This is a genomic window from Motiliproteus sediminis, from assembly GCF_017912535.1.
Taxonomy (GTDB): Bacteria; Pseudomonadota; Gammaproteobacteria; order Pseudomonadales; family Balneatricaceae; genus Motiliproteus; species Motiliproteus sediminis.
This window is the reverse complement of the sequence record NZ_JAERQK010000001.1, coordinates 278646-305015: the sequence shown is the minus strand read 5'-3', so window position 1 is coordinate 305015 and position 26370 is coordinate 278646. Positions and strand designations below refer to the sequence as shown.

Below are 26370 nucleotides of genomic sequence, written 5' to 3'. Positions count from 1 at the left end.
TAATGCGGCAGCGCCCGTTGTTGATCAAATAAGGTACCTGTTGTTATGAAAGCGCGTTCGAGCTCCCCCCTGGCCCTGCTGTTCAGTCACCTGCTGGTGGCCTGTGTCGCCGCCTTCGCTGGCGCCCAGCTGCTGGCACCGACGCAGCCCCCTGCCGAGCCGGCACCTGCGGCCAGCCCGTCGCCTGCCGAGCCGCCCTTGTTCCAGGTCGGCGAGCGCCAGTACAGCTATCACGATCTGCCGATCGAGTATCGTCGCCCGCTGTACCAGATTCGCAAGCTCTCCTTTGAGCAACAGATGTTGCTGATTGAGGAGGCAGTCGTCGAAGCCTATATTCAGCAGCAAATGGCGGCACAGAACCGGGATCGGATGAGCATCCAGAACCAGCTGATGCCCGGCGCAGCCCCCAGCGAAGAGGAGATCGCCGCGTTCTATGCCGAAAACCAGTCGCTCTCCTCTCCGCCGCTGGAGCAGATTCGAGATGAAGTGCGCACCTATCTGACCGCCGCCCGGCAAGAGGAGCTGAAGCGCTCTCTGCTAACCCGCCTGCTGGTCGAAGGCAAAGCCCGCATGCTGACCGAAGCACCGCGACTGGAGCGCGCCCCCTCTCAACCGGAATCCTGAGTCCGGCGCGACACCCCGCCCGAGAGCAGGAATGCGGTCAACTCGCTGCTGGTGATATCGAGGCAATGCACCCGGTCGCGTGGGAATAGCACCAGATTACCGGCAATGTTGTAGGATTGAGGCAGATAAACAGCCACGTGCCCGGGTAACTCCTCAAACCCCGGTGCGTCACTGGTGATAAACCCCAGCAGCTTGCCGCCGGTCTGCGGCAGCTCCACATAAACCGGGCGATCAAAACTTTTACGTTCACCGATAAAGGCGGTAATCAGATCCCGCAACGCGCCGTGCAGCATTTTGACTACCGGAATCCGCTCCAGCAGCCGTTCCAGAATACGCAGCAGCCGCTGCCCCAGCCAGTGTGACGCCAGCCAGCCGACCATGACGATCAACCCCAGGGTTACCCCCAGCCCCAGCAGGTTGGCGCTCCAATGTTCGGTTTGCCGGGGCAGCCAGCTTTGCAGGGCGTCACCGACAGCCAGAAACAGGGTTTCGTTAACGCCCTGAAAGACCCAATTGACCAGGTAGAAGGTCAACAACAGGGGCAGCAGCACCAACAAGCCCTGAAAAAAATATTTGGTTACAGTTCGCATTTTATTCCGGCTCTCCAGCCCAGTATCACTACAATAGAATCAGCGATGGGTTAAAGTTTTGCCCGCCACCGCCGACCTTACCCTTGCTGTTACGCTTTACCGCCCACCGGGCCCGAGGTTTGATCATGTACACCGCTTTGCCCCGCTCCGAGTCCCGCATTAACCAGCTGTTCAAGCAGCTGCTGCAATGGAAAGATCCCCGCGCTGCCTGGCACCGGCTATTTCACCGTGACAGCGAGCGCTGGGCCCTGATCCAGTTCAAGGACGCCAACGCCGGCTTCTATCAGAGCCGGCACACGGTCACCTGCGAACGCTGCGGCATTCGCCACACCGTGCACCACAGCTGGCCAAAGTTTAACCCGGACCGCGACCAGGGGTTCATGCTGGCTGAAGCCCACCGGCGCGCCAGTAGTTTTGCCGGCCAGGGCTAAGACGCCCGCACGGTCTCCGGGTTCAACGCCCCAGTAAACGCCGGATCAATGCAAACTGCTCCGGCGCATCACAATAGGCCACGTTAAACCGCAACCAGCGCGATGCCGCCGGCTGCGGGCGAAAGATGTTACCCGGCGCCAGCACCATGTCGTACTGCAGTGCCGCGTGCGCCAGTTCAGCTGCATTCATATCCCCCGCCGGCATTTCGGCCCAGACAAACATCCCCTGTTCCGGCTCCAGAAACGGGCGAAAACCGCTCCGTTCCAACTCCGATAGCGCCTGCTCACGCGCCCGATCCAAACGCACCTGCACGCGACTCATATGCTTGCGGTAAGCGCCTTCGACCAACACCTGGTGTACCAGCCGTTCGCTCACTTCACAGCTGGTGAGGTGAGTCAGCAGCTTGAGGTCAAGCAGCTCTTGCGCCAGGTCCGGATCACAAGCAATGTAGCCAACCCGCAAACTGGCCGAGATCGTCTTGGAAAAGCTGCTGACGTAGATCACCCGCTTGAGCTGATCCAGTGCCGCCAGCCGGGCCGGGGGGTTGGGGTGGAAATCACCATAAATGTCATCGTCGATAATCAGCATGTCGTGCTGGTCCGCCAATTGCAGCATGCGGTACGCGGTTGCCGGCGAGATCGAACTGCCGGTGGGATTATGCAGAATACTGCTGGTGATCATCAGTCGCGGCCGATCAGCCGCCATCAGCGTCGCCAGCGCCTCGGTATCGGGGCCATCGGCCAGACGCGGCACTCCGATCACCCGCGCGCCCAGCAATCGCAACATGCCAAACAGGTTGAAGTAACTGGGATCATCCACCAGCACTACGTCGTCCCGCCGCACCAGATAGCGACAGATCAGATCCAGCGCGTGGGAGATTCCGTGGGTAGTGACGATCTGCCGGGTATCCGCCTGAATCCCCGCCTCCCCCAACCGCCGCTGCAGGTCTTGACGCAGGGGCGCATAGCCGGCGGCACGGCCATAGCCCACCAGTTGCCCGGTGCTGCCACGAGACAGCTGGCGCAGGCCTCGCTGCAAACTGCCGGCATCCTTCCACGAGGCCGGCAGCCAACCACACCCCGGCTGGTAGCGGTGACTGTCATCCTGCATCGCCCGGCGGAGCAACCACAGCACATCCACCGCCCGGTCCAGATCGCAGGCGGGGTCGGCGTCGATAACCGCTTCCGGCGTGGGCTTACTGACATAGAACCCGGATCCCTGTCGTGACGCCAGGTAGCCCGCTGCCACCAGGCGATCATAGGCCTGTACCACGGTAAACCGGCTGACCCCGTGATCGCTGGCAAAGCTGCGAATGGAGGGCACCCGTGAGCCGATGCGCAGCGCGCGGTTATCCACCTGCTGCTTTACCCCCTGCACGATCTGCTCGATCAGCGGCAGCGAATCGCGGTGATTAATCTCTACCAGAGCCATGACGCCTCCTGCCCGATGAATTGGCTAGGTCGTTCGACCAGTACAGTGCGTTATCTTTATCGCCAACTGTACATGTATTGTCAGAACAGCTGACGGCATAGTGACATAAAGCCGGCCCGGATGCAGCCCCGCATCACGACCGCAGCGGAGATGCGCCATGAACAACCTGACCCTCTATATCACGACCGTCCTGATCTGGGGCTCTACCTGGATCGCCATCACCTTCCAGCTCGGCCCGGTCGATCCGCTGCTGTCAGTGGGTTACCGCTTTCTGCTCGCCGCGTTGCTATTGCTGGGATATAGCCATGTGGCAGGCAAGAAGCTTCGCTTCACCCGGCGCGAACACCTGTTCATGGCGCTGCAGGGGGGGCTGCTGTTCGGGCTCAATTACTGGCTGTTCTACCTCACCACGGCCGCACTCACTTCCGGACTGGTAGCAGTGATTTTTTCTACCGTAGTGTTTATGAATATGGTTAACGGCCGCTTGTGGCTGGGCCGCTCGATTCAACCGCATGTGGTGATCGCCGCCACCATAGGTCTGACCGGAATCGTTCTGGTTTTCTGGCCGGAGCTCGCTCAGGCTGACAGTGCGACCACGCTGGGCGCGCTGCTGCTGGGCCTGCTGGCAACCTATCTGGCTTCGCTCGGCAACATACTGTCCGCCCGTAATCAACAATGCGGCTTGCCAGTGATGCAAACCAATGCCTATGGCATGGCCTACGGTGGCGGCTTGATGCTGCTGATGGCCGTGGCCGGCGGCACACCATTAACCTTCAGCGTCGAACTCACCTATCTGCTCTCATTGCTGTACCTGTCGCTGTTCGGCTCCATCGTTGCCTTCGGTTGTTACCTGACCCTGATCGGCCGCATCGGCGCCGACCGCGCGGCCTATGCCGGCCTGCTGTTTCCGGTGGTGGCGCTACAGCTGTCGGCCTGGTTCGAGAGCTATCAGTGGACACCCCTTAGCCTCACGGGGCTGGGCATGGTGCTGCTGGGCAATCTGTTGATGCTCACGCCGCCGACGCGATTCCGGCAGCTGCTGTCGCGCTCAGTGCGCGCGCGCGGGGTAACGGGAGAGACAACGCTATGACCATGCATCAGGATCTGTCCCAACTCGACCAACTTGGCCCACAACTGGATCGGTGGTGTCTGGAGTTTCTGCAAGCGCTGCCACAACGCACCGTAGCCTGGCAGGGGCGGCCGGATCTGAAGGCGCTGGCCCTACCCGCCCGCGGAGATGGCAGTGGCGTGGCACTGCAGCAGTTCATGGCGTCGATAGCGCCGGGGCTGAGCGCGTCCGCGGGCCCGCGCTACTTCGGTTTTGTCACCGGCGGGGTTACTCCGGCGGCGCTGTTAGCCGACCGATTGGTAGGCTGTATTGACCAGAATGTCTCCACATGTGGCGATTCCATCGCTCCGCTGTTGGAACAGCAGACGATCGCCTGGCTGCGTGAACTCTTGCTACTGCCGGACAACTTCGAAGGCATATTGACCACCGGCGCCACCAGCGCCAACTTGCTGGGATTGCTTTGCGGGCGCCAGTTCGCGGGTCTCGCCCAGGGTATCGATATTGCCGCCAACGGCTTTGGTAACAGCCGCATCCGCCTGTACGCCGCCACGCCCCATGCCAGCACTCTGAAAAGTGCCGCGCTGGCCGGATTCGGCCGCAACAACGTGGCCGCTGTCGCTACTCTGCCCAACAGCGAAGCGATGGATACTGCGGATCTGGCACGTCAACTGGAGGCGGCACCGGACTGCGCCAAGATTGTTATCGCCAGCGTGGGTACGGTGACCGGCACCTATTTCGACGACCTTGAGACCATCGCCGATCTTTGCCAACGGCACGGAGCCTGGCTGCACGCCGACGGCGCCTTCGGTCTGTTTGCCCGTTTGCTCGAGCATAAGCGCGCGTGGACCCAGGGTATCGAACGGGTCGACTCTATCACCACCGACTGCCATAAATGGCTCAATGTACCCTACGACTGCGGCCTGTTTCTGACCCGTCATCCTCAGCTGCTGCAACAGACCTGTGCTGTGGCGGCCCCCTACCTGGATACCGGCGACTCGAACCCGGCACCCATGGACAGGGGAATCGAAAACTCCCGTCGTTTCCGTGCGCTGCCGGTATGGATGAGCCTACTCGCCTACGGTCGCGAGGGTTTCGCTGACCTGGTAGCCAGGAACTGCGCCCAAGCCGCCAAACTGGCCAGTTGGATCGACCAGTCAGCCGCTTATCACCTGCTTGCCCCCTGCCGGCTTAACGTGGTGGTTTTTGCGCCTGCAACAGGGGAAAGCAGCGCCTTTCTGCACAAGCTAAACCTGCGCGGGCGGGTATTCCTTACCCCCGGCGTATGGAAAGGCAAACCCGCTGTTCGAGCGGCCTTCAGCAACTGGCGCACCCGCAACGCCGATGTCGACATTCTGCTGCAGGAGCTGGCGGCACTTGCGCGCGATCAGTAGCTGCTCACGCCATCTTTCTGCGCTGCACAATTTTTGATCTACACTGATGAGACTGTCAGAAACTGCTGAGGAGTCCTGCCCGTGGAGATCAAAGACAAAGTCGCGTTAATTACCGGTGCCGGTAGCGGCATCGGTAATGCTGTAGCCATCGAACTGGCCAACCGGGGTGTAAAGGCCGTAATCATGGTTGATATGTCGGAACAGGTGCACGTCAATGCGGATCAGGTCAACGGCCAGATTGGCCGGGAAGTAGCCTACGGCTATCAGGGCGATGTTACCGACAACGACTTTCGCCGCTCGGTGTTCGATCAGGCGGAGTCCTGTTTCGGTCCCGTATCGATCTGCATTCCGGCGGCTGGCATCACCCGCGATGCGCTGTCAGTGCGGATGGATAAGGAAACCGGCCAGGCGCATATTTACGAGCCGGAGAAATTCCAGCTGGTGGTCAACGTCAATCTGATTGCACCGATCTATTGGGCACTGGAGATGGTCGCTCGCATCGCCGAACAGCGCTTCAGCAAGGGCCTCAAAAAGTGGAATGCCAGCGAAGGCGTGCAAGGTGCGGTGATCTTTATCGGCTCGGTATCGTCACAGGGCAACAAGGGGCAGCTGTCGTATGCCGCCACGAAATCAGGCCTTGAAGGTGCGGCAGCCACGATGATGAAAGAGGCGATTTTCTACGGCGTGCGGTGCGGGGTGATACACCCGGGCTTCACCGACACTCCGATGGTGCGCGCGCTCGGTGAAGAGTACATCAACAAGTATGTACTGCCCGACACCCAGTTAGGGCGCCTGATCCGTCCTGAAGAGATCGCCGACGCCATCTGCTTTATGGTATCCAACTCCGCCATCAGCGGCTCACTCTGGGCCGACGCCGGCTGGCACCCCAGCCCCTGATGGGTTACTGGACGCAGCCCGGCGCTGCGTCCAGTTTTGCTTGTCCTATCGATCAGATAGTTCGATTGGTGATCACCGTCGCCCCATCTACAATGCGCACGACTGCAGCCACCACCCGGCCTTATGGATCTGATCACCTTTGATGCGCTTCGCAGCTGCCACATGGGCGGCGTCCGCTATCTCAAGCCGGAGACGATGTACGCTCATCTGGATAGCATCCGCGCAGCTCGCGGCGTGATTTTCCCCGCCTACTGGCAACTGAACAGCCTGCTTTACGCACTAAGAAAACCGGTTTTCCCCAGCGAAGCGAGTTACCGCATCGGTCACGACAAAGTCGAAATGACCCGTTGTTTTCAGGCCATTGCACCCCAGCACACACCCTATACCCTGATCCTGTCCCACACCCCCTCGCACGCCGAACGGGCGTGGGACAGCATGGGCCTGCCCTTTGTGGCCAAAATACCCCGCAGCAGTATGGGCGAAGGGGTGTTTCTGATCGAAAGCAGGGCCGACTGGGGGCATTATCTCGATCGTTCGCCAGTGATCTATGTGCAGGAGTATCTGCCGATTGACCGCGACCTGCGCATTGTCTGGGTGGGCGATGCCATCGTGGGCGGCTATTGGCGCACCCAATCCCCGCAGGGCTTTTACAACAACGTTGCCCGCGGTGGCCAGATAGAGCAGGGGCTAATCCCGTTGGAAGCACGCCAGTTGGTGGAGCATCTAGCCACCAGCCTTGGCATTAACCACGGAGGGTTCGATATCGCCATGGTCGGATCGCACCCATACGTGCTGGAGTTCAACCGCTTGTTCGGCAATCAGGGGCTTGCCATCAGCAACGTCGATCTGGAGCAACGCATTATCGACTACCTTCACCGTCATTGGGGCGAAGAGGATCAACCCTTGCATCCTGAAGGTGGCCGCCGCCCGCCAACGGCTGCCTGATGCGGTAAAGTGGAAATCTGCGCCGAGCTCGGGCAAACTCGTGGCCCCGTAGTTCGGTAGTGTTGTTCCACATGAATATCAACGACCCGTTTGGGCGCATGGATGCCCGGCAAGAACGTGATTACCAATCCCTGCGACACGCCCTGCAGCAAGCAGGCTTGAGCGACCCACGACAGGCCGCAGCGCAACTGGACAAGATTCGCAAGCGCGGCATCATCGGCGTCTGCGTCACCATCCCGCTGACCCTGATCCTGATGCTGCTGATCCCCGAGGCACGGGTGGTGTTTATCGCGCTGGGGGCGCTGCTGGTGCTCTGGATCATCAACGCGACCCGCAAGGGGCAACTCTACCTGCAGCGCTACATCAACGAGGAACTGACTCCCGCACGTGCGCATGACGACACGCCGCCAACCCCATGATCAGGCTACCTCGTTGCCAGTCACGAGCGCGCGGTATAAGCTAAAGCCAAGCGATTAGACACACCTAATATATGCAGCCATTCGCCCTCCTCCAGCAAACACGGCGCTACCTCAAAGCTCCCGCGCTGATGTTGCTCTGTGTGCAACTGGCCTCGCCGCTACTGGCCGGCGCCAGCAGCTCGCTGCAGGCCGGGGAACAACGAATCTGGATCTGCACCCTGCAAGGTCTGCAGTCGCTGCTGATCGATGACCGGGGACAGCCGGTCGAACAGTCCCCCACTAGCCAGGCTATGGTCGATTGTGCGCTGACCCAACTGGCCCAGCTGCTCTCCGCCCCGTTACTATCAACAAACATCTACGAGCTGCAAACTGCCGCGACTGCGACCCCGGGGCACTCCCCCCTCACTGCCCTGAAGACCGCGACTCCCGGTGCAGCCCATCCGATTCGCGCCCCGCCCGTGTAGCACTCCCGACCCCATCAACTCGACACCGCCGGGTCCACGTCTGGCCATCTCCGTGCTACGACACAGGGCTACGCTCGCAATCTACCCAAGGATCACACCATGAAAAAGTCTATGCTCGCCACGCTGCTTTTGGCGCTCACCACAATCACTCATGCCGATGTCGTCGTACATCATGGTTATCTGCGCGCCAGCGCACCGGGGGCGCCCAACAGCGCCGGCTTTATGGTGCTATACAACCGGGGCGATAAAGAGGTTGCGCTAACTAGCGCAGCGACCGAAGCAGCCCAAGTAACTGAACTGCATAATCACGTAGAGGATAATGGCGTCATGCGGATGCGCCAGGTGGCGCATGTCCAGCTACCCGCCGGCGCGCACGTGGAACTGCAACCCGGTGGCTATCACCTGATGTTGATGGGCCTGAAAGGTCAGTTGACCGAAGGGCAGAGGGTAGCGGTAACTCTGGGCTTTAATGACGGCAGCACGCAGCAGCTGGAGTTACCGGTGGTACGTGGCGCGCCGACCCGGCAACACCACCCGGATCATCAGCACGATCATGGGCATCAACCACCGCACGGCACAGGTCATCAATCGGATAGCTCAGCGGGCCACCACCACTGAGCCGTCAGCCAAGCTAGCGTCAGATCCGGGTTTGCAGCGCGACGGCCTGCGGGTGCCCCGCCGCCACGGCTTTGGACAGCCATTCTGAGGCTTGCGTGACTCCCGGCGCCAGCTGAAGGCGGGTCATCTCATACATCATCAGCTGCGCATGGGGGTGCCCCTGCGCAGCGGCCCGGCTGTACCAATCAGCGGCGGCGGCAAAGTTCTGCGCAGCCCCAAGACCAAGAAAATTCAGTTCGCCCATCAGTGTCTGCGCGTGACTATCCCCCGCGGCAGCGGCGGCGGCACAACTTTCCAGCGCCTGAGGATAGTTCACCCCGTCACCTGCCAAGCCATGGCGGGCGCTGTAGCACGAGGTTTCAGCAAGTTGCCGGCCCTGGTCACGACAGAGCGCATCGCAAAATGGCAGTACCGGCGGCAGCTGTGAAGGAGACGCCGGCAGACGGACTTTTTCAGGTTGTGGAGCCGACGGCACGGCGGGTTGTCCGGTAGTCGCTTCAGCAACAAAGGTGGCAGACGCCGCGGCGGCAACCAGCGTAAAGGCAGTCAAGGTACGTTTGATCGACATGGGCTCATCCCCGAGTGATGCGCTTCAACATTAAGATTGGGCGCACTATACGCTAAACGAGAATGGTTGTTATTTAGATTTGTCAATTTCGCTGACTTTCTTCCCGTTTTCTGTTCGTTTTTTGACCCATCGCAGCATTATCCTTCTCTCCTGAACTACGAAATAACCCAACATTTACTATGGTCGCATGGGTTTTTCACCCCACTTGACGCACACTTGCGCCGCACAACGAGAACGAGGAGAACCGCCGTTCGTCAACAGCGCTACTGGCAGGATTTTCCCACCACGTCGGACACAAATAGGGGTGAGCTATGACAACCAAGATCGCGGTGGAAAAACCGCTGGTAATTCTGCACGGGGATGAAATGGCCCAAGTGGCTTTCGAGCGTATCCTCGACCAGTTCGTCAAAAAGCGGCTGGATATCAAACTGGTCGAAGTCGACCTGACCGCCGAAAACCGCTTGGTCACCAACGGACAGGCGGTGCGCGACGCCATCGACGCGCTGAAAATCCACGGTGTTGGGATCAAAAATGCCGGCATGACCGTCAATCGCGCCCAGCTCGATGAGCTTTTGGCCAAGCATCCTGACCTCAACGAAAACAGCCTCGACAAGCTGGCCACCAAATCCCCCAACGGTGCCATTCGCAAGGGCATTGGCGGCAACATTACCCGCGAAGATATCCAGTTCCGCAACCTGAAGAAAAACCCGCCCAACTGGATCGGCCGTGATATCGACGTCGACACCATGGAGCGTGGCGGCAACAAGCACAGCGCCAACGCCCTGTCCAAGTCCACCGGCATCGTCAAGCTGATGTTCGTGGGCAAGAGCGGCGACCCGGTCGAACTGCATCGCCGTAAGATCAACAAAGGCGACCCCTGGCTGCTGGCCACCAACGACCTCGATGACGTACGTGCCTGGGCGCATCGTTTCTTCCAGCGCGCACTGGCCGAAAAGCGCGACGCTTATCTGGGCCTCAAGGACACCGTCATCCCCGGTTACGACGGCGTTATGCGCCAGGCAATTGAAGAGATCTTCTTTAACCAGTATCAAAGCCAGTTCGCCGACGCCGGCATCAACTACCACTACGAGCTGATTGACGCCCAGGCCGCGCGCATCATTGCCAACCCGCCCGAACGAGCACTCTGGGGCGTGCCGGACAACACCACCGGGCGCAAGCTCTACAAGCTGGTTAAAGAGCTGAAAAAGTACGGCATTCCCAGTCGCGAATCCAACACCTCCATCTCGCGCATGAGCGCCGGCGGTGGTGACCAGTACGGCAGTTTCAACATGCCGGTCCCGGAAGACGGCATCATCAAGGTGATCGTTGACGGTGATGAAAAGCACGCCCGCGAAGTCAAAGCCGGCGATCCGATCCTGTTAATGTCCAATGACCGCGCCGCAATCAAGGACTGGGTAGCGCAGGTATTCCGCGATGCCTCACGCAACAACAAAGAGGTCTATTTTGGCCTCAAGCGTGAATACATGGAATACGATGACGTGTTCAGCACTGTTATCGCCCAGGTGCGCAAAGAACTGGCCGCCAGCCACACCGCCCCGCCGTCATTCATGATCATGCGCCCTTCCAGCCAGCTGAAGAAGATGATCTGCGACCCGGCCCGCAGCGCCCTCTACCCGGCACTGAATCTGGATGGCGATATCTTCTCTGACATCTCCGCCGCGCTCGGCGGCAGCCTGGCCACTGCCAGCTCCATTATCGAAAGCAAAGACGGCACTATGCTGTTCGAAGCGCCCCACGGAACCGCTCACGATCTATACCTGCGCTACCTGGAGACCGACGGCAAAGAGGCGCTGTTCAACTCTTCGGCCCTGCTCTACGCGGTGGCCAACGCACTGGAAACCCTGGGGGAGAGAGAGAACAACGCTCCGCTGGTTGCCTACGCCGATAAGCTCAAACAGGCGCTGATCGACACCGTCGATCAGGGCATCGTCACCGGTGACCTCAAGGGCAAAACCACCAATCCCGACAACGAAACCATCGTCGACATGGCCGGTTTCCTCGATGCCATCGAGGCCAACCTGGATCGCTGAGCGGATAGGTCGTTAAACACAACAGCCGCGACCAGTCGCGGCTGTTGTGTCTTCGGGGTGATACCGACAGCAGCCATCAAGAGTTAAAGGTACGCGTACTCTCCACCCTTTGTCAGGGCCCGTTGATAGGCAGGCCTGGCGTGCACTCGCGCCACGAAGTCCACTATCCCCGGGTACGCTGCACGATCGATCCCGCGCCAAACGATGGTTTCGAGTGGAAAGATCATCTGGAAATCGGCACCGCTTAGCTGCTCTCCCGCGAACCATAGGTTATTGCGCAGATGGCTTTCGATATACGTCAGGTTACGCTCCAGACCGGGGGCCAGATAGCTTGTCATCACCCTGGCCGTGGCCCGCTTCAGGATCGGCCTGATCAGAACCGCAGGCGCGTTATCGACCATCTTGTCGAAGATGGCACGCAGCAACACAGGAGGCATCAGGGACCCCTCCGCAAAATGGAGCCAGTAGTGATAGTGCCAGTAAGCATCCGCTCCGGGAGAGGGAACCAAGGTACCGTCTGAGTACTGCTCAATCAGATAGGTAATAATTGCACCGGATTCTGCCAGGCTGAACTCGCCATCGGTAATCACAGGGGCCCGCCCCAGACCATGCGCGGCTTTTAATGACGCGGGGGCCAACCCGCCGCGGGGATCCCTGAGATGTTTTTCTAACGCGTACTCAATACCCAGCTCTTCCAAAAGCCACAAAATCCGTTGTGACCGGGAGTTGTTAAGATGGTGTAGAACAATCACTGCTATCCCCCCCTGCTTGAACCGCCACCCTAGACTGGCCGGCGACCTGTCTCAATGACGATATCCGCCGACCTGAGACTGACACGCGCGTTATTGCCACCACGATGGTCCGCTGCTCTCACCAGCTAGCCCAGGATGTAGAAGCGACTGCGAATGAAAACCCGACTCAAACCTTGCTAGCACGCCGAATAGCCCCAAAGCGCAGCGTCAGGCTAACGCCCGCAAGCGCTGACCGGTAACAGGCAACACGTAACAAGTAACAAGTAACAACCCATGCGTGAGTCCAACACCTTTGCTGGTCGCCGTGTTGATGTTTCCCGCGATCATTTTTTGTTACGCATCAATGAACCGGTTACCCAACTCACGCTAAGCTGACTACCCTTCGAGATGGGCCCCTGGCCCGCCGTACTCAACCGCTTCGAGTAGAGACGCATGCAAAATAAAACCAACACCGCGTTACTGGCCGTATTGGGGTTTGGCACCCTGATGATCCTGATTGCCGCCTTCCTGATGACGGTGCGCTACCAGACCGGAGTTGATGCTGGCTACCGGCCGCAATCAGCCGACACCCTGCTGGGGCGCTGGAGCACCCGCACCTTGGCAGAGGATAATAGCAACGGCGCGTATACTGGCCAGATCGAGTTCGGAGGCGATTACTACCAGATCAGCAACGACGTAGTGCATACGCCGATCCGCATCGACCGGGTGCGTTACGAACTGGACGGCAATCATATCCGGCTCTGGGTTGAAGGCAACGCCGCCACACCCGTTGAGATCAAGATGCTGCGCCATGATCGCGCCACCATCAGTTTCGCCGATGGCCGGGGGTCAACGCTCTACATGTATCGCAAGTAGCCGCCGGCACAAGGTCAGGATTAAATTACCCCACAAAAAAACGCGCTCGAAGCGCGTTTTTGCTTAATGACCGGACCGAAAGTCATCCCTTAGCGGGGCCAATCCCGGCCCCGGCCCGCTGACGTGCCGCCGCCCCATCCCGAGGCGGCGGCCCAGCTAACCGCCACCGCCCTTCACGGCAAACCCGGGAGGTAGCACGGTGGCAGTCGCCTGCTCCCGACACACATCGGTCACCAGCGGTGTCCACAGCTCAACGCTCTGAGTCGGATTAAGTTCGACAATGCGTGAACCTTCGCGGCGCAAACCGACATCACGCAAAAGATGGTCATCCAGATGACGCAGTTGCCGCGCGCAAAGATCGCGCGTGGCACGCTGTTCAATAGCAGCCCACAGGCGCTTACCCAGTACCAGAATGATCATGATGATCTCCTTTGTGCGGGGCCTGACGGCCCCGGATCTATTGAAAGACCGGGAAGCTAGCGGGAGATCTGAACGGTTTGCCAGAGGCCGCGATAGATTCCGCGGCCGGTAGGTTTACTCAATCAGCACACGGACAGGCGCGAGCGCGCACCCAACGAATGTTGGCTGCGGGTTTGGTTGTGCGGACACGGGTAACGGTCGTGAGCAAGATCACCATCAAACGCCTGTCAGTGGATATTGAGTTCGCCCTGAAGCGAGGCCTCATTAAAGGGCCTTCGCCGCGGCCGGTCAACCCCGAACAGAGCACCACCATCGCCTAAACTACAAAGGCTGTCCTCAGGGGCCCTAGAGATGTCTTCCGATTTTACTCTGCGCTCGCGTACTGCCGCCGCCGCGATTCGCGATCAGTTGCTGCTTGCACAACAGCAGGTGGCGGACCTGGTCAAAGACCTCGACATAGAGCCACTCCACCAATACCGGGTGGCGCTCCGCCGTGGCCGAGCCTTGGCTCGCCTGCTCCCCCTTGGCAGTGCAGAGACAGCCGCACCCAGAGGTATCCAGCGGCGCTCGCTCAAGCGACTGATGAACGCCACCCTGAATCTGCGTGATTGGGATCTGTTGCTGCTCTGGCTCCACTCACAGCGCCGGTCACTACCCGCAGCGTTATCGCCCCATTGCCCGCAGCTGATACGGCAGCTCCACGCGCAACGCCGGAAGCGTTTCAAAGCAGTCTGCCAGTGGTTGCAGAGCGACGACTACGAGCAACTGATCGAGCAGCTGCAAGGAGCTATCGACGATGAACTGAAGCGGGATGCCAACATAATCGACGTGACGCGGCTGAAGCCGACCGTTGCAGCGCAGTACCGGCACGTACGCCGCAAACTGCGAAAACTGCCGGATAAGCCGGACGATAACACCCTGCATGACCTGCGCATCGCGATCAAGAAGCTGCGTTATCTGACGGAGTTCAGTACCGAGTTGGATCCGGCTAAACCCCTGCGCCGGTTGGAAAAACTCTGCCGGGCCCTGCAGAGCCTGCTGGGTGACTACAACGATCACTGCGTCCAGCAGCAGTTACTGATCGGCCTGATCGCGCGAATCGATCGCGAAGACCCCGCAACAGTAGCCCTGGCCGGCGCCTGCTGCCAGCTGAGTTACGAGGCAGGCCAGCGTTGTCGACAGCAGCTCGGCAAACCGGTGTCCCGGTTTCTGCAGCCCAAATTCCATCGTCGTATCGTGGCGTGGCTGAACACCGCTGATGAGCCCCGTCTATGAACAGCGTGCTCCGGGGTTTGTCGCGGTACGAGCAGTAACGGCTTAACGGTCATGTTTGGCCGGCTGTGACCGGGTGTTTCACTCTCCTTATTGTGCTCTGCCAAACCTCGCGTTGCGCCCCTTAACCCGATGAACACAAAAAAGACCGCCGGCGGAGTACCGCGGGCGGCCAAGCATCGTGAATTCACGACCGAGGAAGGTGTCAGAGAGTTCAGCGGGCCAAGGCGTTACCCCTCACCCTCTTTAACGGCGGCCTCGGCACCGGGTGTGAGGGAACGCCGATACCAGGCACTCGCCAGCGGCAACAGCAACACCAACACCGCGATCAAGGTGATGCACAGGGTCAGCGGCCGATCCCACAGGAAGGAGAAACTACCATCGGTCATGGTCAACGCACGACTGAGGTTTTTCTCCATAATGCCGCCAAGAATGAACCCCAGCAGCATCGGCGCCATCGGAAACTCCAGCAGCTTGAGAAAGATCGCCACCACGGTGATCAGCACCATCATGTGAATATCGAAGCTGTTAAAACTGACCAGGTAAACACCAGTGATGGAGAAGAACAGGATCAGCGGAATCAGTATCGGCCGCGGTATAACCAGCAAACGCGAAATATAGGGGATCAACGGCAGGTTGAGGATCAGCAGCACCAGATTGCCAAAGTACATGGAGATGATCACCGACCAGAACACATCGGGATTATCCATAAACAACCGCGGGCCCGGCTGAATACCGTACGCGATCAGTGCTCCCAGCATAATGGCGGTGGTACCGGAACCCGGAATGCCCAGCGTCAGCAGCGGCACAAAGGAGCCGGTAGACGCTGCGTTATTGGCCGATTCCGGTGCCGCCAAACCGCGCAGCGCGCCTTTGCCAAACTTCAGCTTCTCTTTGGCGGAAGCCAGATTGCGCTCCAGGCCATAGGCCAGAAACGAGGCGATGGTCGCACCCGCCCCCGGCAGCACGCCGATGATAAAACCGAACACCGATGAACGGGCGATGGTTGGCGCCACCTCTTCAACCTCTTCACGGGACAACTTCATGCTGCCCAGCGAGGCCATATCCATATCCGGTTCCTCTTCACGATGCTGCCCCTTGAGTACCGTCATCACCACTTCGGTCAGGGCAAAGGTGGCCATCGCCAGCAGCAGAAAGCTCACCCCATCGATCAGGTCGACGCTACCGAAAGTGAACCGGGTGGTGCCCGAGGTCAGATCGGTACCAACCGTGGCGATCATCAGTCCGAACACGGTCATCAACAGCGCCTTGAGCACCTGTCCCTTGCCGGAAAACGCCGCCACCGCGGTCAGCCCCAGAATCATCAGGGCGAAATAATCGCTGGACTGGAAGCTCAGCGATACCGACGCCAGCGCCGGTGCCGCAAACAGCAGAATAATCGCCCCCACCGTGCCGCCGGTAAAAGAGGAGTAGGCGGCCAGTGCCAGCGCTTTGCCGGCCTGCTTCTGCTGCGCCAGCGGATAACCGTCAAACGCGGTCACCACGGTACTGGCACAACCGGGCGCATTGACCAGAATCGACGAGGTAGAGCCACCAAACACGGCTCCGTAGTACACTCCGGCCATCAGAATGATGCCAGAAGCCGGATCCAGCCCGTAGGTGATGGGGATCATCAGCGCCACCGCAGAGATCGGGCCAAGCCCCGGCAACATGCCGATGAAGGTACCGGCAAAGCAGCCCACCACCACCATCATCAGGTTAAAGGGCATTACCGCGGTGGAAAGCCCGGTAAAGATTCCATCCCACATGGTCTTATCCTCCCCACCAGGCGCTGAACAGCCGGCCCGGCGCCAGGTAGATTTCAAGCAGTTGCGACAGGATCAGCCACAGCCCAACGGCAAAAGGCACCGACGCCAACAGCAGGGTTTTGACCCGCCGTACACCGAGCAACCAGTAACCGCCAAGCAGAAACAGAATGGTCGACAGCAGAAAGCCGAGCCAGGTCAGCGCCAGCGCAAACAGCACCGTTAGCGCCAGCAACCAGCCCACCAGTCCGAAGTCATAACCGCGCAGGCTCAGCCGGTCTTCACGCGCGCGGCTGGCAGTGACTAACAGCGCCAGCGAGAGCGCCCCCCCGAGCAGTGCCAGGGTGTTGGGCACCGTGCGGGCATGGAAGGGTTCGAATTCGTCTCCCGGCAGCAACGGGATCTGGCCGGCATAGTAGCCGTAGGCTACCGACAGGCACAGAAACACCAGGCCACCGATATGGTCCTTGGTCAGAGTCATGACGCGCTCCAGATTTTTCAACACAGGGGGGGACTGAGGAACAGTGCCCAAAGGAGGGACGCACGCCGTAACAGCGTGCGCCTTGAGCGATTACTGCAGGAAGCCCAGCTCACGCATCAGATCGCCGATCACCTTTTCCTGTTGCTCCAGAAAGGCGACAAACTGCGGACCCGGCTTGAAGGCTTCTGCCCAGCCGTTACGATCACGTACCGTTGCCCACTCCTGGGTCTGGTACATCTGGTCCAGCATGCTGACATACTGATCGACCTTCGCCTGCGGCAGCCCCGGGGCGCCGAAGAAACCGCGCCAGTTCACAAAGCTGGCGTCGTAGCCCAGTTCCTGCAGGGTGGGTACCTCAGGTGCCGCCGCAGAACGCTCCTCGCCAGTCATCGCCAGAATCCGTACTTCACCGGCTTCTGCCAGCGCCAGCGCCTCACTGAAGCCGGTCGACAGCACATGGGCTTCGCCGGAGAGCAGCCCGGCCATCGCCTTGCCGCCGGCATCATAGGCCAGGTACTTCACCCGGCGAGGATCACCACCAGCCGCCTTGAACGCCATTGCAGCCACCAGATGGTCCATGCTGCCGCGAGCAGAGCCACCGGCGACGGTCACCGAGCGCGGGTTGGCCAGATAGTCGTCGGCCATCTGCTTAAAGCTGGTGTATTTGGAGTCTTTAGCCACCACGAATGCTCCAAAATCGCCGATAGTGGCAGCAACAGGGGTCAGATCGCGGAACGACTGCGGAAACACTTTGGAGAGCGAACGAATCACGATCGGCGTCGAGTTCACCATCAGGGTGTCCTGCGCCTGCTCGGCTACTTCGATCAGGTGAGCAATCGCCTTGCCGCCCCCACCCCCGGACATATTCTCATACGAGATGGTCGATACCAGACCGGATTTGCTCAGTGCCTCGCCGGTACCCCGGGCGGTGCCGTCCCAGCCACCACCGGCGCCACCGGGAATCAGAAAGTGGACGCTGTCAACCGCCGCCTGCGCCATACCGGCGCCGAGGCAGGAAACCAGGGCCGTCGCCATCAGGGTGGAACGGCGGCGAGCTAATAGTTTGGAGAGCATAGCGTTATCCTCATCGTTGTTATAAGAGTGGTTATTGCAGGTTTGCTATGCCGATAGCCTATGCCGCCCTGTAGACAACAGAAAGCTTATGAAACTAAAGAGTTTTTAGTGCATAAAGTACATTTTGTTCATACTGTTCACGGATAAATGGCGTAAGCTTTATCCACCGCTCAAAGCCCCAACAAGACGCTTCTCCACCATGGCGCTATCGATTAGGCGATTACAACTTAAAACCCGGATGGTACTGATCCTTGGCCTGATGGCGCTGCTGCAAACCGGCCTGCTGGGCTTGTTCGCGCTGCATTACCTCAATCTGTCACTGGATGAGCAGATGGGCGAACGGGCCCTGCATGTGGCCAAAACCATCGCCGCCATGCCGGAAATCGTTGCTGCGGTGGAGCACAAAGACAGCGACAAGTTACAGCCCATCGCCAAACATCTGGCCAGCACAACCCAGGCCCTGTTCGTGGTGATCGGCGATCGCAGCGGAAGCCGTCTGGCGCACCCCAATCCGGCCATGCTGGGCGGCGACATGAGCAGTGACGACGACGATGACATCTCCCCCACGCTCTCGCAGGGGCGTGCGCAGGTAACCCGCGCGCAGGGCAGCCTCGGCCCGTCGATGCGGGCCCGAGCGCCGATTTATGACCGTGCCGGCGAACAGGTGGTCGGAGTGGTATCGGTCGGCTATCTGCTCGACCGAATCGAAAACCTGATCGCCCGCTATCGCCTGACGATGCTGGCGGTTATCGCCGCCGCGCTGGCATTCAGCGCCCTCACCGCGGTGTGGTTTGCCAACCACTTCAAAAAGGCGATCTTCGGTCTCGAACCGGAGCAGATCGGGCGCCTGTTTGGCGAGCGTAACGCCACCCTGGAGTCGGTGCGCGAAGGGATCATCGCCATCAACGCCGACGGTCTGATCACCACCATCAACCAGGCCGCGATCACCACCTTGGCACTGCCGGCCGAGCAGTCACTGGTGGGCCGGCCGATCCAGCAGGTGCTGCCCGACAGCCGCATGCCGGAAGTGCTGGCCAGCGGCGAACCGCAATATGACCAGGAGGTCTGGCTGGGGGATATGAACCTGATCGTCAACCGCCTGCCACTGCGCCAAGGGGACAACATCACCGGGGTGGTCTCCAGTTTCCGGCGCAAGGACGAGCTCGATCTGGTCAGCCGCAAGCTGACCCGGATTCAGCAGTACGCCGACAGTCTGCGCAGTCAGTCCCATGAGTACTCCAACAAGCTGCACACCATCGCCGGGCTGATCCAGATCGGCGCCAATGACGAAGCGCTGGCGCTGATCGGCCAGGAAACCCGCGACCACCAGGCACTGATCCATCTACTGGTTGATGCGGTACCGGACCCGCTGTTGGCCGGCTGCCTGCTGGGCAAATACAACCGCGCGCGCGAACTGGGCCTGCACCTGCTGATCGACCCGGACAGCCGCATGATCGAACTGCCCGAACGGCTGCCGCGGGATGCTCTGGTGACCATTGTCGGCAATTTGCTCGACAACGCCTTCGAGGCCACCCTCAACCACCGCGGCGCCGGTGGCGAGATCCGCCTGACCATGACCGACCTCGGTGACGATCTGATCTTCGAAATCGAGGATCAGGGCGCCGGCATCGACGACGCCGAGCAGCAGCGGATCTTTGACAAGGGGGTCAGCAGCAAAGCGGGCCAGGGCCACGGTATCGGCCTGCATCTGGTGCGCACCCTGCTCAACCGCCTTGAAGGCACCGTTACCATTGAACCGGCTGATGGTAACGGCAGCCGTTTTACCATCTATCTGCCCAAAGGGGAGCGCTCGGACTTCCCCGCCACACAGGGAGAAACCTCATGAGTAGCCCGATCCGGGTCGTGATCGCCGAAGATGATGTGCAGATCGCCCAGATACAGCAGCGATTTCTGGAACGCATTGAGGGTTTCGAACTGGTTGGTATCGCCCACGGTCTGGCGGAAGCCCGGGATCTGGTGGAGGTGTTAACCCCGGAACTGCTGCTGTTGGATATCCAGTTTCCCACCGGGACCGGGCTGGACCTGCTGCGCGATCTGCGCGCCGCCAACAGCGCCACCGATGTCATTCTGATCACCGCCGCCCGCGAAGTGGAGACCCTGCGCGCTGCGCTGCGCGGCGGGGTGTTTGATTACATCCTCAAACCGCTGGTATTTGAACGCCTGCAGGAAGCGCTGCAACATTACGCCACCCATCTGGCCAAGCTGCGCAGCATGGAATCACTGGCCCAGCACGACGTTGACCACCTGCTCCCCCGGGGCACCCCGACGGCACCTGCGGGGCAACCGGACCGCCTGCCTAAGGGGATCGACGGATTGACGCTGGATAAAGTCCGCACCGTATTTCGCGAGTGGCAAACCCCCTGCAACGCGGAAGAGGTGGGTCAGCAGATCGGCGCCAGCCGCACCACCGCCCGCCGCTATCTGGAATATCTGGTGAGCACCCGGGAGCTGACCGCAGAGGTCAGCTACGGCAGTGTGGGCCGGCCGGAACGCCGCTATCAACGGGCCTGAGCACGCCTGCCCCGACCGTAGCGCCGATCACTATTCGTCTGCGGCTGCCGGCGGACGCCGTTTGACGGTCTTGGGATCGGCCACAATCGGTCGGTAGATCTCCACCCGGTCACCGTTGTTCAGCGCCGCATCCAGCTTGGTGAACTTGCCGAACACGCCGACCTTCTGGGTTTCCAGATCGATCTGCGGATAGCGCTCCAGAATCCCCGAGCGGCGGATCGCCTCCGCCACCGAGCACCCCTCATGCACCTGCACCGGCAGCCAGTGCTGACGATCGGTTTCGGCGTAGACCACGGATACCTGCATCATGATTCAGCTCTCCTTTCAACAGCTCATCGGCTGAGGCGTTTGAGTACTGTGATCCGCTTTCAGCCGCCGGTCCAGCACCCGCTTGCCGGCAACAATAAAGCCCAGCATGATGAACGCGCCAGGCGGCAGGATCATCAGCAGAAAGCCCCCGTAGTTGGGAATCAGCGTGGTCTCCAGAAAGGCGAACGAGCTGCCCAGCAGCAGGTGCGCGTTGGCAAACAGCGTGCCGCTGCCGACAATCTCCCGGCTCGCGCCCAGCACCACCAACGCCAGGGTAAAACCCAGCCCCATGGCCAGCCCGTCCACCACCGATGGCAGCACCGGATTCTTGTAGGCATAAGCCTCGGCGCGGCCAAGGATGGCGCAGTTGGTCACGATCAGCGGAATAAACAGCCCCAGCACTTTGTGCAGCTCGTGCAGCCAAGCGTTCATCATCAGGTCGACCAGGGTCACCACGGTGGCGATCAGCAACACGAACGCGGGAATACGCACTTCGCTGGGAATGACCCCGCGCAGCATCGATACCAGCAGATTGGCGATCACGAACACCGCCAGTGACACCAAGCCCATACCCAGGCCGTTGGTGGCGGTGCCGGTAACCGCCAGCAGCGGGCAGAGCGCCAGCATCTGCGAGAACACCACGTTGTTATTCCACAGCCCTTCGCCCCAGAGTTCACGGTAACGGGGTTTGTTGTCAGCACAACTCATGGCTTGTCCTCCATCCGCTCGGTCGATGATTGAATCTGCAGCGCTTCAAGCTGTGCCGCGCCCAGGGCCTCACGCTGCAGCAGCAGGCCGCGTTTGACCCCCTTCACCACCGCCCGCGGAGTGATGGTGGCACCGCTGAACTGGTCGAACTCGCCACCGTCTTTCTTCACCGCCCAGCGCGCTTCGGCCAGTTTGGTCAGGGAGAGTCCGTTGAAGCCCAATACCCAATCATCCTTGGCCAGCTCGATCTTGTCGCCAAGCCCCGGCGTTTCGGTGTGTGAGAGTACCCGCACGCCGATAATATCGCCGCTCATGGACACCCCCATCACCAGCCGTATGTCACCGGAATAACCCGGCTCCGCCTGCTCGAACGCCAGCGCAACCGGTTGCTCACCCAGCCGCGCCTGATAGATCCGCAGTGGCGGCTGATCGCCACGGGGAAGATCGACAAAGTCGGCACTGGGATCGTTGTCGTAGCCACCGGCAGGGAGCACCTCCGCCAGCGAACGCTGCAGATCTTCCCGCGCCCGTAGTTCGATATCCTCCTTGGTCGCCACAAAGCCCATCACCAGCAAGGTACCCGCCAGCGCTGCCATCATCCCCAGAATGCCGGCAAAGAAGCCGGGGCGCTGGGTATAACTGGGTTTAAGTACGCCCTGCCCGATCATGCCTGCCCCTCCTTGGCGCGGTGGTCGCCCTCAACCTTATCCAGCGTCAGCGGATTACCACGGCGGTCCCGTCCGTAGATGCGCGGTTTGATGTAGTAGTCGATCAACGGGGTCAGCGCGTTCATCAGCAATACCGCGAACGCCACCCCTTCGGGGTAGCCGCCCCAGGTACGGATGACGTATACCAGCGCGCCGCAGCCGGCGCCGAACAGCAGTTGGCCGCTCCAGGTATTGGGCGAAGTCACCATATCGGTAGCGATGAAAAAGGCGCCCAGCATCAACGCCCCGGAAAACAGGTGAAAACCGGCGTCCGGGTAGTGCTCGGGATCAACCAGGTTCATCAGCGTTGCTAGCAGCGCAACACTGCCCAGCATCGACGCCGGGATCGTCCAGTTGATCAGACCGATGGTGACCAGCAGCAGACCGCCGGCAAGAATCAGCAACGCCGAGGTTTCCCCCAGACTGCCATAGGTGTGGCCCCATAGCGGACCGCTGTACTCCATCCCGCCGGGCATAATCTCGGACAGCACCTTGCCGGTGGTGAATTCGGTTTTAACCTCTCCCAGCAGCGACGCGCCGCTGAAACCGTCAATTTGCAGCCCGCCGAAGGTGATCGCCAGACCGTCGATAAAGCCGGGGGAGCCATCGGCAAATAGCGGTGCAGGCGCGGTCCAGCTGGTCAGCTGCAGCGGGAACGATACCAGTAGAGCCACCCGCGCCACCATGGCCGGGTTAAACAGGTTGTGGCCCAGGCCACCAAACACCTGCTTGCCGATCACGATGGCAATAAAACTGCCGAGCACCCCCACCCACCAAGGTGCCCAGGGAGGCAGGCTCATGGCCAGCAGCCATGCGGTCAGCAACGCGGAACCATCGAACAGGGTCAGTTGCACCGGCCGTCCGGCCAGATAGAGGCAAGCAGCTTCAAACAGCAGCGCCGAGGCGAGGGTGATGGCAAACAGGTTGATCGCTGGCCAACCGAACAGGTACAGGCCCCACAGCGTTGCCGGCAGCAGCGCTACCATCACCCACAGCATGGTGCGGCTGACGGTACTGCTGGCCAGGGTGTGAGGGCCGCTTATCAGGGTCTGACTCATCGCTCTCTCCTACTCCTCAGTCGCTGCGGCTGCCGCTTCAGCCGCCTTCTTGGCAGCCTGCTCGGCTTTGCGTTTGGCCGCAGCCTCCGCTTTCTCACGTTCGATCGCTTCCATCCGGGTTTCTTTGGCCGAAGCCAGTTCGGCGGTGCGCTCCAGCTTGCGGCTCTGCACCCTGCGGGCCTGAAGCTGGCCTTTGCCGTAGTGGAAAAACTGCACCAGCGGGATCTTGGAGGGGCATACATAGGCGCAAGAACCGCAGGCGATACAGTCGGACAGGCCGAGCTCAGCGGCAGCTTCAAAGTCGTCCTTGCGTATCCGCTTGGCCAGCTCCAGCGGCAGCAGGCCGGAGGGACAGACGCTGACGCAGCGGGTACAGCGGATGCAGGGCTGGGGCAGCGTGACCCGGGTTTCCTCTTCAGACAGCGCGATGATACCGCTGCTGCCCTTGATAATTGGCACCTCCGGATGCGGCAACCACTGCCCCATCATCGGCCCGCCCATCAGCAGCCGTTCGTACCCAAAGCCGTCACCGTCGGCGGCGGCATCACAGTGCGCCAGCAGTTCGCTTACCAGCGTGCCGAAGGGGACTTCGAGATTGGCCGGGCGCGCCACTGCGCCGCCACCAACGGTCACGATCCGCGACACCAGCGGCTTACCCAGCACCAGGGCTTCATACACGGCAAACGCGGTCGCCACGTTGTGCATGATCGCCCCGAGTTCGACACCGTGAGCGCCCGCCGGTACCTCACGCCCCAGCACCGACTGCATCATCTGTTTCTGCGATCCTTGCGGGTAGCGGGTGGGTACACTCACGGTGCGAATCCGCTCGGGATTGGTGCAGAGACGGCGCAGGTTGGCCAGCGCCGCCTCTTTGTTGTCTTCGACCACGATTACCGCGCGACTGGCTTCCAGGCAGCGCAGCATCAGCTCGATGCCGATCAGCATCTGCTGGCCGCGCTCCTGCATCAGGCGATCATCGCAGGTGAGGTAAGGTTCACACTCGCCGCCGTTGATAATCAGCGTATCGACGTTGTGACGGCGAGCCTGATCGAGTTTGACCGCGCTGGGGAAAGTCGCGCCCCCCATGCCGACAATACCCGCCTCGCGGATCCGCCGCGCCAACTCCTCACCGGACAGGGTAAAGGGATCCTCACCGGGTGCCTGCCAGGGAGTCTGTTCATCATCGACGTCAATCACCGCGGTGGTAACAGGCAGCGCCGCCGGATGGGGTGAAGCAAACTCCGTCACCTCTACCACCACGCCATCGGCGGGCGAGTGAACCGGCGCCGACACCTTACCCGCACTGCCGCCCAACAGCTGGCCGCGGCGGACTTTCTCACCGGCACTGACAATCGCTACTGCCGGTTCGCCAATATGCTGCTGCAACGGCACATACAGCCGTTTGGGCATCGGCATCACTTCTATCGGCAGATCGCGGGTGCGCTCTTTGCGCTCCAGCGGATGAATGCCACCCCGGAAGCTGAACAACTTCATTACACGGCCTCCTGTCGATCATCGTCATCCACGGACTTGATGTCGTTTAACGCTTGCGCCGGTGTTATCGCCGGCTTGGGCCACTGCCAGTTGGCCAGCGTGGCCTTGGGGCGACAGAGTTTGATCCCCATGGTGGGGCAGATATCGGTACATTTATTACACCCGGTACAGGCATCGCTGATAACGTTATGCAGTTGCTTGGGCGCGCCCACGATGGCGTCGGTCGGACAGACCTTGAAGCAACGGGTGCATCCGATGCACTGTTCCTCTATCACCTGAGCCACCTTGGGGCTGTCATCGCCCATGGCAGCCAGATCCAGTTCCACCCCCAGCTTTGCCGCCAGCGCTTCAGCCAGTGGCTTGCCCCCCGGCGGGCACAGGGTTACCGGCGCACTACCTTCGGCCAACGCTTTGGCGCCCGCCGGACAGCCGGGAAAGCCACACTGGCCGCAGTTGGTGCCGGGCAGCAATGCCTCGATCTCCTGCACGATCTCAGGCTCCTCCACCCGCAGGTGAATCGCCGCGACCCCCAGGAGATAACCGAGCCCCAGGCCCAGCAGTGCTAACGCAACGATGGCGGCTAACATAGGCGATCCTCCTTAATGGCTCGGTAAGCCGGCAAAGCCCATGAAGGCCATGGACAACAAGCCGGCAACGATGAACGCAACCGGCGTTCCGGCGAAGGTTTCAGGCACCTCGGCATACTCCAGCCGTTCCCGCAATCCGGCAAAGATAACCATCACCAGACTGAATCCCAGCGCTGAGCCCATGCCGTACAGCAAGCTGTCGACAAAGCCGTTGCCCTCCTGCACGTTGAGCAGCGCCACCCCCAGCACCGCACAGTTGGTGGTAATCAGCGGCAGAAAGATACCGAGCAACTGGTACAGTACCGGGCTGGTTTTCTTGACCAGCATTTCGGTGAACTGCACCACCGCCGCGATCACCAGAATGAACGACAGAATTCGCAAAAAGCTGATCCCCAGAGGCGCCAGTATCAGCTCCTCAATGGCCCAACTGGCGGCGGCCGCCAACGTCAGCACAAAGGTGGTCGCCATGCCCATCCCCAGCGCGGTGTCGAGCTTGCCCGATACGCCCATAAAGGGGCACAGGCCCAAAAACTTCACCAGCACTACGTTATTGACCAGCGCGGTACCAATGATCAGCAACAGGTATTCGCTCACGTTTACCTCCCTCGACGCACCGCCTTGGTGCGGCGTGCTCGTTTACTGGAAATCACCGTTGCAGGGCTCATGCCAGCTTTCGCCGCAGCGCAAAAATCGTCTTAACCGCTGTATCTACGGGGTTTCTTTTCTATCCGCCGGTGCCTGCCCCCAGTCCGTTTCTGTGCTGTATGCCACAGACCCAAACCCACCGCAGACCCATTTGTCGCAAAACCAACAACAGCCTGATAGCAGGTGCCCCGTGGGCTGCAGGGCAAAAACT

The 26370-nt window shown here is 60.5% G+C and carries 29 protein-coding genes; 14 read left to right on the top strand and 15 right to left on the bottom strand.

Annotated elements, in window-relative coordinates; all coding sequences use genetic code 11:
• Positions 1-45: 45 nt before the first annotated feature.
• Positions 46-624 carry a hypothetical protein gene (locus tag JJQ76_RS01440; RefSeq protein ID WP_210394850.1) on the top strand — a complete coding sequence of 193 codons (579 nt, stop codon included), beginning with the start codon at positions 46-48 and terminating at the stop codon, positions 622-624.
• Here JJQ76_RS01440 and JJQ76_RS01435 read toward each other — a convergent pair.
• Positions 609-1214: a DUF502 domain-containing protein gene (locus JJQ76_RS01435; RefSeq protein ID WP_210394849.1), complete on the bottom strand. Its 606-nt coding sequence runs from the start codon at positions 1212-1214 to the stop codon at positions 609-611. The genes JJQ76_RS01440 and JJQ76_RS01435 overlap by 16 nt on opposite strands.
• Positions 1215-1339: 125 nt before the next feature.
• On the opposite strand from JJQ76_RS01435, the gene JJQ76_RS01430 reads away from it, so the two are divergent.
• Positions 1340-1645: a hypothetical protein gene (locus tag JJQ76_RS01430; RefSeq protein ID WP_210394848.1), complete on the top strand. Its 306-nt coding sequence runs from the start codon at positions 1340-1342 to the stop codon at positions 1643-1645.
• A gap of 22 nt (positions 1646-1667) precedes the next feature.
• Here the strand turns inward: JJQ76_RS01430 and JJQ76_RS01425 are convergent, their stop codons facing one another.
• Positions 1668-3077 (bottom strand): aminotransferase-like domain-containing protein, encoded by a 1410-nt coding sequence (locus JJQ76_RS01425; protein ID WP_210394847.1) that lies wholly within the window; start codon positions 3075-3077, stop codon positions 1668-1670.
• A gap of 157 nt (positions 3078-3234) precedes the next feature.
• On the opposite strand from JJQ76_RS01425, the gene JJQ76_RS01420 reads away from it, so the two are divergent.
• From JJQ76_RS01420 to JJQ76_RS01390, 7 genes are all read left to right on the top strand, one after another.
• Positions 3235-4167, top strand: a complete 933-nt coding sequence (locus tag JJQ76_RS01420; RefSeq protein ID WP_210394846.1) for a DMT family transporter — start codon at positions 3235-3237, stop codon at positions 4165-4167.
• On the top strand, positions 4164-5537 hold the full coding sequence (locus tag JJQ76_RS01415; RefSeq protein ID WP_246480018.1) for a pyridoxal phosphate-dependent decarboxylase family protein: 1374 nt from the start codon (positions 4164-4166) through the stop codon (positions 5535-5537). The genes JJQ76_RS01420 and JJQ76_RS01415 overlap by 4 nt, the downstream gene beginning before the upstream one ends.
• An 81-nt stretch (positions 5538-5618) precedes the next feature.
• Positions 5619-6434, top strand: a complete 816-nt coding sequence (locus tag JJQ76_RS01410) for an SDR family NAD(P)-dependent oxidoreductase (protein ID WP_343232462.1) — start codon at positions 5619-5621, stop codon at positions 6432-6434.
• 123 nt (positions 6435-6557) lie between these two features.
• Entirely contained in the window at positions 6558-7379 is an 822-nt protein-coding gene (locus tag JJQ76_RS01405; RefSeq protein ID WP_210394845.1) for an ATP-grasp domain-containing protein, read from the top strand.
• Between the two features lie 71 nt (positions 7380-7450).
• On the top strand, positions 7451-7798 hold the full coding sequence (locus JJQ76_RS01400; RefSeq protein WP_210394844.1) for a hypothetical protein: 348 nt from the start codon (positions 7451-7453) through the stop codon (positions 7796-7798).
• A 71-nt stretch (positions 7799-7869) separates the two neighbouring features.
• On the top strand, positions 7870-8262 hold the full coding sequence (locus JJQ76_RS01395) for a hypothetical protein (protein ID WP_210394843.1): 393 nt from the start codon (positions 7870-7872) through the stop codon (positions 8260-8262).
• Between the two features lie 99 nt (positions 8263-8361).
• A complete protein-coding gene (locus JJQ76_RS01390; protein WP_210394842.1) occupies positions 8362-8880 on the top strand; it encodes a copper chaperone PCu(A)C in 519 nt (172 codons plus the stop codon).
• 19 nt (positions 8881-8899) lie between these two features.
• On the opposite strand, the gene JJQ76_RS01385 is transcribed toward JJQ76_RS01390, so the two are convergent.
• Positions 8900-9448, bottom strand: a complete 549-nt coding sequence (locus JJQ76_RS01385) for a tetratricopeptide repeat protein (RefSeq protein ID WP_210394841.1) — start codon at positions 9446-9448, stop codon at positions 8900-8902.
• Between the two features lie 311 nt (positions 9449-9759).
• Between JJQ76_RS01385 and JJQ76_RS01380 the strand changes: the two genes are divergently transcribed.
• Positions 9760-11499, top strand: a complete 1740-nt coding sequence (locus JJQ76_RS01380) for an NADP-dependent isocitrate dehydrogenase (RefSeq protein ID WP_210394840.1) — start codon at positions 9760-9762, stop codon at positions 11497-11499.
• Positions 11500-11582: 83 nt separating this feature from the next.
• Here JJQ76_RS01380 and JJQ76_RS18185 read toward each other — a convergent pair whose 3' ends face one another.
• Positions 11583-12251 (bottom strand): glutathione S-transferase family protein, encoded by a 669-nt coding sequence (locus JJQ76_RS18185; RefSeq protein ID WP_210394839.1) that lies wholly within the window; start codon positions 12249-12251, stop codon positions 11583-11585.
• Between the two features lie 432 nt (positions 12252-12683).
• Between JJQ76_RS18185 and JJQ76_RS01370 the strand changes: the two genes are divergently transcribed.
• A complete protein-coding gene (locus JJQ76_RS01370) occupies positions 12684-13106 on the top strand; it encodes a hypothetical protein (protein WP_210394838.1) in 423 nt (140 codons plus the stop codon).
• 156 nt (positions 13107-13262) lie between these two features.
• Here JJQ76_RS01370 and JJQ76_RS01365 read toward each other — a convergent pair whose 3' ends face one another.
• Positions 13263-13526 carry a DUF1127 domain-containing protein gene (locus JJQ76_RS01365; protein ID WP_210394837.1) on the bottom strand — a complete coding sequence of 88 codons (264 nt, stop codon included), beginning with the start codon at positions 13524-13526 and terminating at the stop codon, positions 13263-13265.
• A 351-nt stretch (positions 13527-13877) separates the two neighbouring features.
• Between JJQ76_RS01365 and JJQ76_RS01360 the strand changes: the two genes are divergently transcribed.
• Positions 13878-14801: a CHAD domain-containing protein gene (locus tag JJQ76_RS01360; RefSeq protein WP_210394836.1), complete on the top strand. Its 924-nt coding sequence runs from the start codon at positions 13878-13880 to the stop codon at positions 14799-14801.
• A gap of 227 nt (positions 14802-15028) precedes the next feature.
• On the opposite strand, the gene JJQ76_RS01355 is transcribed toward JJQ76_RS01360, so the two are convergent.
• The 3 genes from JJQ76_RS01355 to JJQ76_RS01345 all read right to left on the bottom strand — a co-directional run bounded on the left by JJQ76_RS01355 (position 15029) and on the right by JJQ76_RS01345 (position 18119).
• A complete protein-coding gene (locus JJQ76_RS01355) occupies positions 15029-16567 on the bottom strand; it encodes a tripartite tricarboxylate transporter permease (protein WP_210394835.1) in 1539 nt (512 codons plus the stop codon).
• 4 nt (positions 16568-16571) lie between these two features.
• Positions 16572-17045: a tripartite tricarboxylate transporter TctB family protein gene (locus JJQ76_RS01350; protein ID WP_210394834.1), complete on the bottom strand. Its 474-nt coding sequence runs from the start codon at positions 17043-17045 to the stop codon at positions 16572-16574.
• A gap of 90 nt (positions 17046-17135) precedes the next feature.
• Positions 17136-18119, bottom strand: a complete 984-nt coding sequence (locus tag JJQ76_RS01345) for a tripartite tricarboxylate transporter substrate binding protein (protein WP_210394833.1) — start codon at positions 18117-18119, stop codon at positions 17136-17138.
• A gap of 199 nt (positions 18120-18318) precedes the next feature.
• On the opposite strand from JJQ76_RS01345, the gene JJQ76_RS01340 reads away from it, so the two are divergent.
• Positions 18319-19965 (top strand): ATP-binding protein, encoded by a 1647-nt coding sequence (locus tag JJQ76_RS01340; protein WP_210394832.1) that lies wholly within the window; start codon positions 18319-18321, stop codon positions 19963-19965.
• Positions 19962-20651 carry a response regulator gene (locus JJQ76_RS01335; RefSeq protein WP_210394831.1) on the top strand — a complete coding sequence of 230 codons (690 nt, stop codon included), beginning with the start codon at positions 19962-19964 and terminating at the stop codon, positions 20649-20651. The genes JJQ76_RS01340 and JJQ76_RS01335 overlap by 4 nt, the downstream gene beginning before the upstream one ends.
• Before the next feature lie 30 nt (positions 20652-20681).
• On the opposite strand, the gene JJQ76_RS01330 is transcribed toward JJQ76_RS01335, so the two are convergent.
• The 7 genes from JJQ76_RS01330 to rsxA are packed head-to-tail and all read right to left on the bottom strand — an operon-like array spanning position 20682 to position 26108.
• Positions 20682-20960, bottom strand: coding sequence for an RnfH family protein (locus JJQ76_RS01330; protein WP_210394830.1), 279 nt, complete (start codon positions 20958-20960; stop codon positions 20682-20684).
• Between the two features lie 15 nt (positions 20961-20975).
• A complete protein-coding gene (locus JJQ76_RS01325; RefSeq protein ID WP_210394829.1) occupies positions 20976-21668 on the bottom strand; it encodes an electron transport complex subunit E in 693 nt (230 codons plus the stop codon).
• Positions 21665-22336 carry an electron transport complex subunit RsxG gene (gene rsxG / locus JJQ76_RS01320; protein ID WP_210394828.1) on the bottom strand — a complete coding sequence of 224 codons (672 nt, stop codon included), beginning with the start codon at positions 22334-22336 and terminating at the stop codon, positions 21665-21667. The genes JJQ76_RS01325 and rsxG overlap by 4 nt, the downstream gene beginning before the upstream one ends.
• Positions 22333-23433: an RnfABCDGE type electron transport complex subunit D gene (locus JJQ76_RS01315; RefSeq protein WP_210394827.1), complete on the bottom strand. Its 1101-nt coding sequence runs from the start codon at positions 23431-23433 to the stop codon at positions 22333-22335. The genes rsxG and JJQ76_RS01315 overlap by 4 nt, the downstream gene beginning before the upstream one ends.
• A gap of 9 nt (positions 23434-23442) precedes the next feature.
• A complete protein-coding gene (rsxC, locus tag JJQ76_RS01310) occupies positions 23443-24927 on the bottom strand; it encodes an electron transport complex subunit RsxC (protein ID WP_210394826.1) in 1485 nt (494 codons plus the stop codon).
• A complete protein-coding gene (locus tag JJQ76_RS01305) occupies positions 24927-25514 on the bottom strand; it encodes an RnfABCDGE type electron transport complex subunit B (RefSeq protein ID WP_210394825.1) in 588 nt (195 codons plus the stop codon). The genes rsxC and JJQ76_RS01305 overlap by 1 nt, the downstream gene beginning before the upstream one ends.
• Before the next feature lie 12 nt (positions 25515-25526).
• Positions 25527-26108 (bottom strand): electron transport complex subunit RsxA, encoded by a 582-nt coding sequence (gene rsxA, locus JJQ76_RS01300; protein WP_210394824.1) that lies wholly within the window; start codon positions 26106-26108, stop codon positions 25527-25529.
• Positions 26109-26370: the final 262 nt, after the last annotated feature.

Bases quoted from the DNA above. Each gene is read 5' to 3' on its own strand.
- JJQ76_RS01440 (WP_210394850.1), top strand. From the start codon at position 46: ATGAAAGCGCGTTCGAGCTCCCCCCTGGCCCTGCTGTTCAGTCACCTG.
- JJQ76_RS01350 (WP_210394834.1), bottom strand. From the start codon at position 17,045: ATGACTCTGACCAAGGACCATATCGGTGGCCTGGTGTTTCTGTGCCTG.
- JJQ76_RS01305 (WP_210394825.1), bottom strand. From the start codon at position 25,514: ATGTTAGCCGCCATCGTTGCGTTAGCACTGCTGGGCCTGGGGCTCGGT.
- JJQ76_RS01315 (WP_210394827.1), bottom strand. From the start codon at position 23,433: ATGAGTCAGACCCTGATAAGCGGCCCTCACACCCTGGCCAGCAGTACC.
- JJQ76_RS01335 (WP_210394831.1), top strand. From the start codon at position 19,962: ATGAGTAGCCCGATCCGGGTCGTGATCGCCGAAGATGATGTGCAGATC.
- JJQ76_RS01340 (WP_210394832.1), top strand. From the start codon at position 18,319: ATGGCGCTATCGATTAGGCGATTACAACTTAAAACCCGGATGGTACTG.
- rsxC (WP_210394826.1), bottom strand. From the start codon at position 24,927: ATGAAGTTGTTCAGCTTCCGGGGTGGCATTCATCCGCTGGAGCGCAAA.
- JJQ76_RS01325 (WP_210394829.1), bottom strand. From the start codon at position 21,668: ATGAGTTGTGCTGACAACAAACCCCGTTACCGTGAACTCTGGGGCGAA.
- JJQ76_RS01395 (WP_210394843.1), top strand. From the start codon at position 7,870: ATGCAGCCATTCGCCCTCCTCCAGCAAACACGGCGCTACCTCAAAGCT.
- JJQ76_RS01330 (WP_210394830.1), bottom strand. From the start codon at position 20,960: ATGATGCAGGTATCCGTGGTCTACGCCGAAACCGATCGTCAGCACTGG.
- JJQ76_RS01365 (WP_210394837.1), bottom strand. From the start codon at position 13,526: ATGATCATTCTGGTACTGGGTAAGCGCCTGTGGGCTGCTATTGAACAG.
- JJQ76_RS01345 (WP_210394833.1), bottom strand. From the start codon at position 18,119: ATGCTCTCCAAACTATTAGCTCGCCGCCGTTCCACCCTGATGGCGACG.
- JJQ76_RS01370 (WP_210394838.1), top strand. From the start codon at position 12,684: ATGCAAAATAAAACCAACACCGCGTTACTGGCCGTATTGGGGTTTGGC.
- JJQ76_RS01435 (WP_210394849.1), bottom strand. From the start codon at position 1,214: ATGCGAACTGTAACCAAATATTTTTTTCAGGGCTTGTTGGTGCTGCTG.
- JJQ76_RS01425 (WP_210394847.1), bottom strand. From the start codon at position 3,077: ATGGCTCTGGTAGAGATTAATCACCGCGATTCGCTGCCGCTGATCGAG.
- JJQ76_RS01385 (WP_210394841.1), bottom strand. From the start codon at position 9,448: ATGTCGATCAAACGTACCTTGACTGCCTTTACGCTGGTTGCCGCCGCG.
- JJQ76_RS01405 (WP_210394845.1), top strand. From the start codon at position 6,558: ATGGATCTGATCACCTTTGATGCGCTTCGCAGCTGCCACATGGGCGGC.
- rsxG (WP_210394828.1), bottom strand. From the start codon at position 22,336: ATGATCGGGCAGGGCGTACTTAAACCCAGTTATACCCAGCGCCCCGGC.
- JJQ76_RS01420 (WP_210394846.1), top strand. From the start codon at position 3,235: ATGAACAACCTGACCCTCTATATCACGACCGTCCTGATCTGGGGCTCT.
- JJQ76_RS01390 (WP_210394842.1), top strand. From the start codon at position 8,362: ATGAAAAAGTCTATGCTCGCCACGCTGCTTTTGGCGCTCACCACAATC.
- JJQ76_RS01380 (WP_210394840.1), top strand. From the start codon at position 9,760: ATGACAACCAAGATCGCGGTGGAAAAACCGCTGGTAATTCTGCACGGG.
- JJQ76_RS01400 (WP_210394844.1), top strand. From the start codon at position 7,451: ATGAATATCAACGACCCGTTTGGGCGCATGGATGCCCGGCAAGAACGT.
- JJQ76_RS01355 (WP_210394835.1), bottom strand. From the start codon at position 16,567: ATGTGGGATGGAATCTTTACCGGGCTTTCCACCGCGGTAATGCCCTTT.
- JJQ76_RS01360 (WP_210394836.1), top strand. From the start codon at position 13,878: ATGTCTTCCGATTTTACTCTGCGCTCGCGTACTGCCGCCGCCGCGATT.
- JJQ76_RS01415 (WP_246480018.1), top strand. From the start codon at position 4,164: ATGACCATGCATCAGGATCTGTCCCAACTCGACCAACTTGGCCCACAA.
- JJQ76_RS01430 (WP_210394848.1), top strand. From the start codon at position 1,340: ATGTACACCGCTTTGCCCCGCTCCGAGTCCCGCATTAACCAGCTGTTC.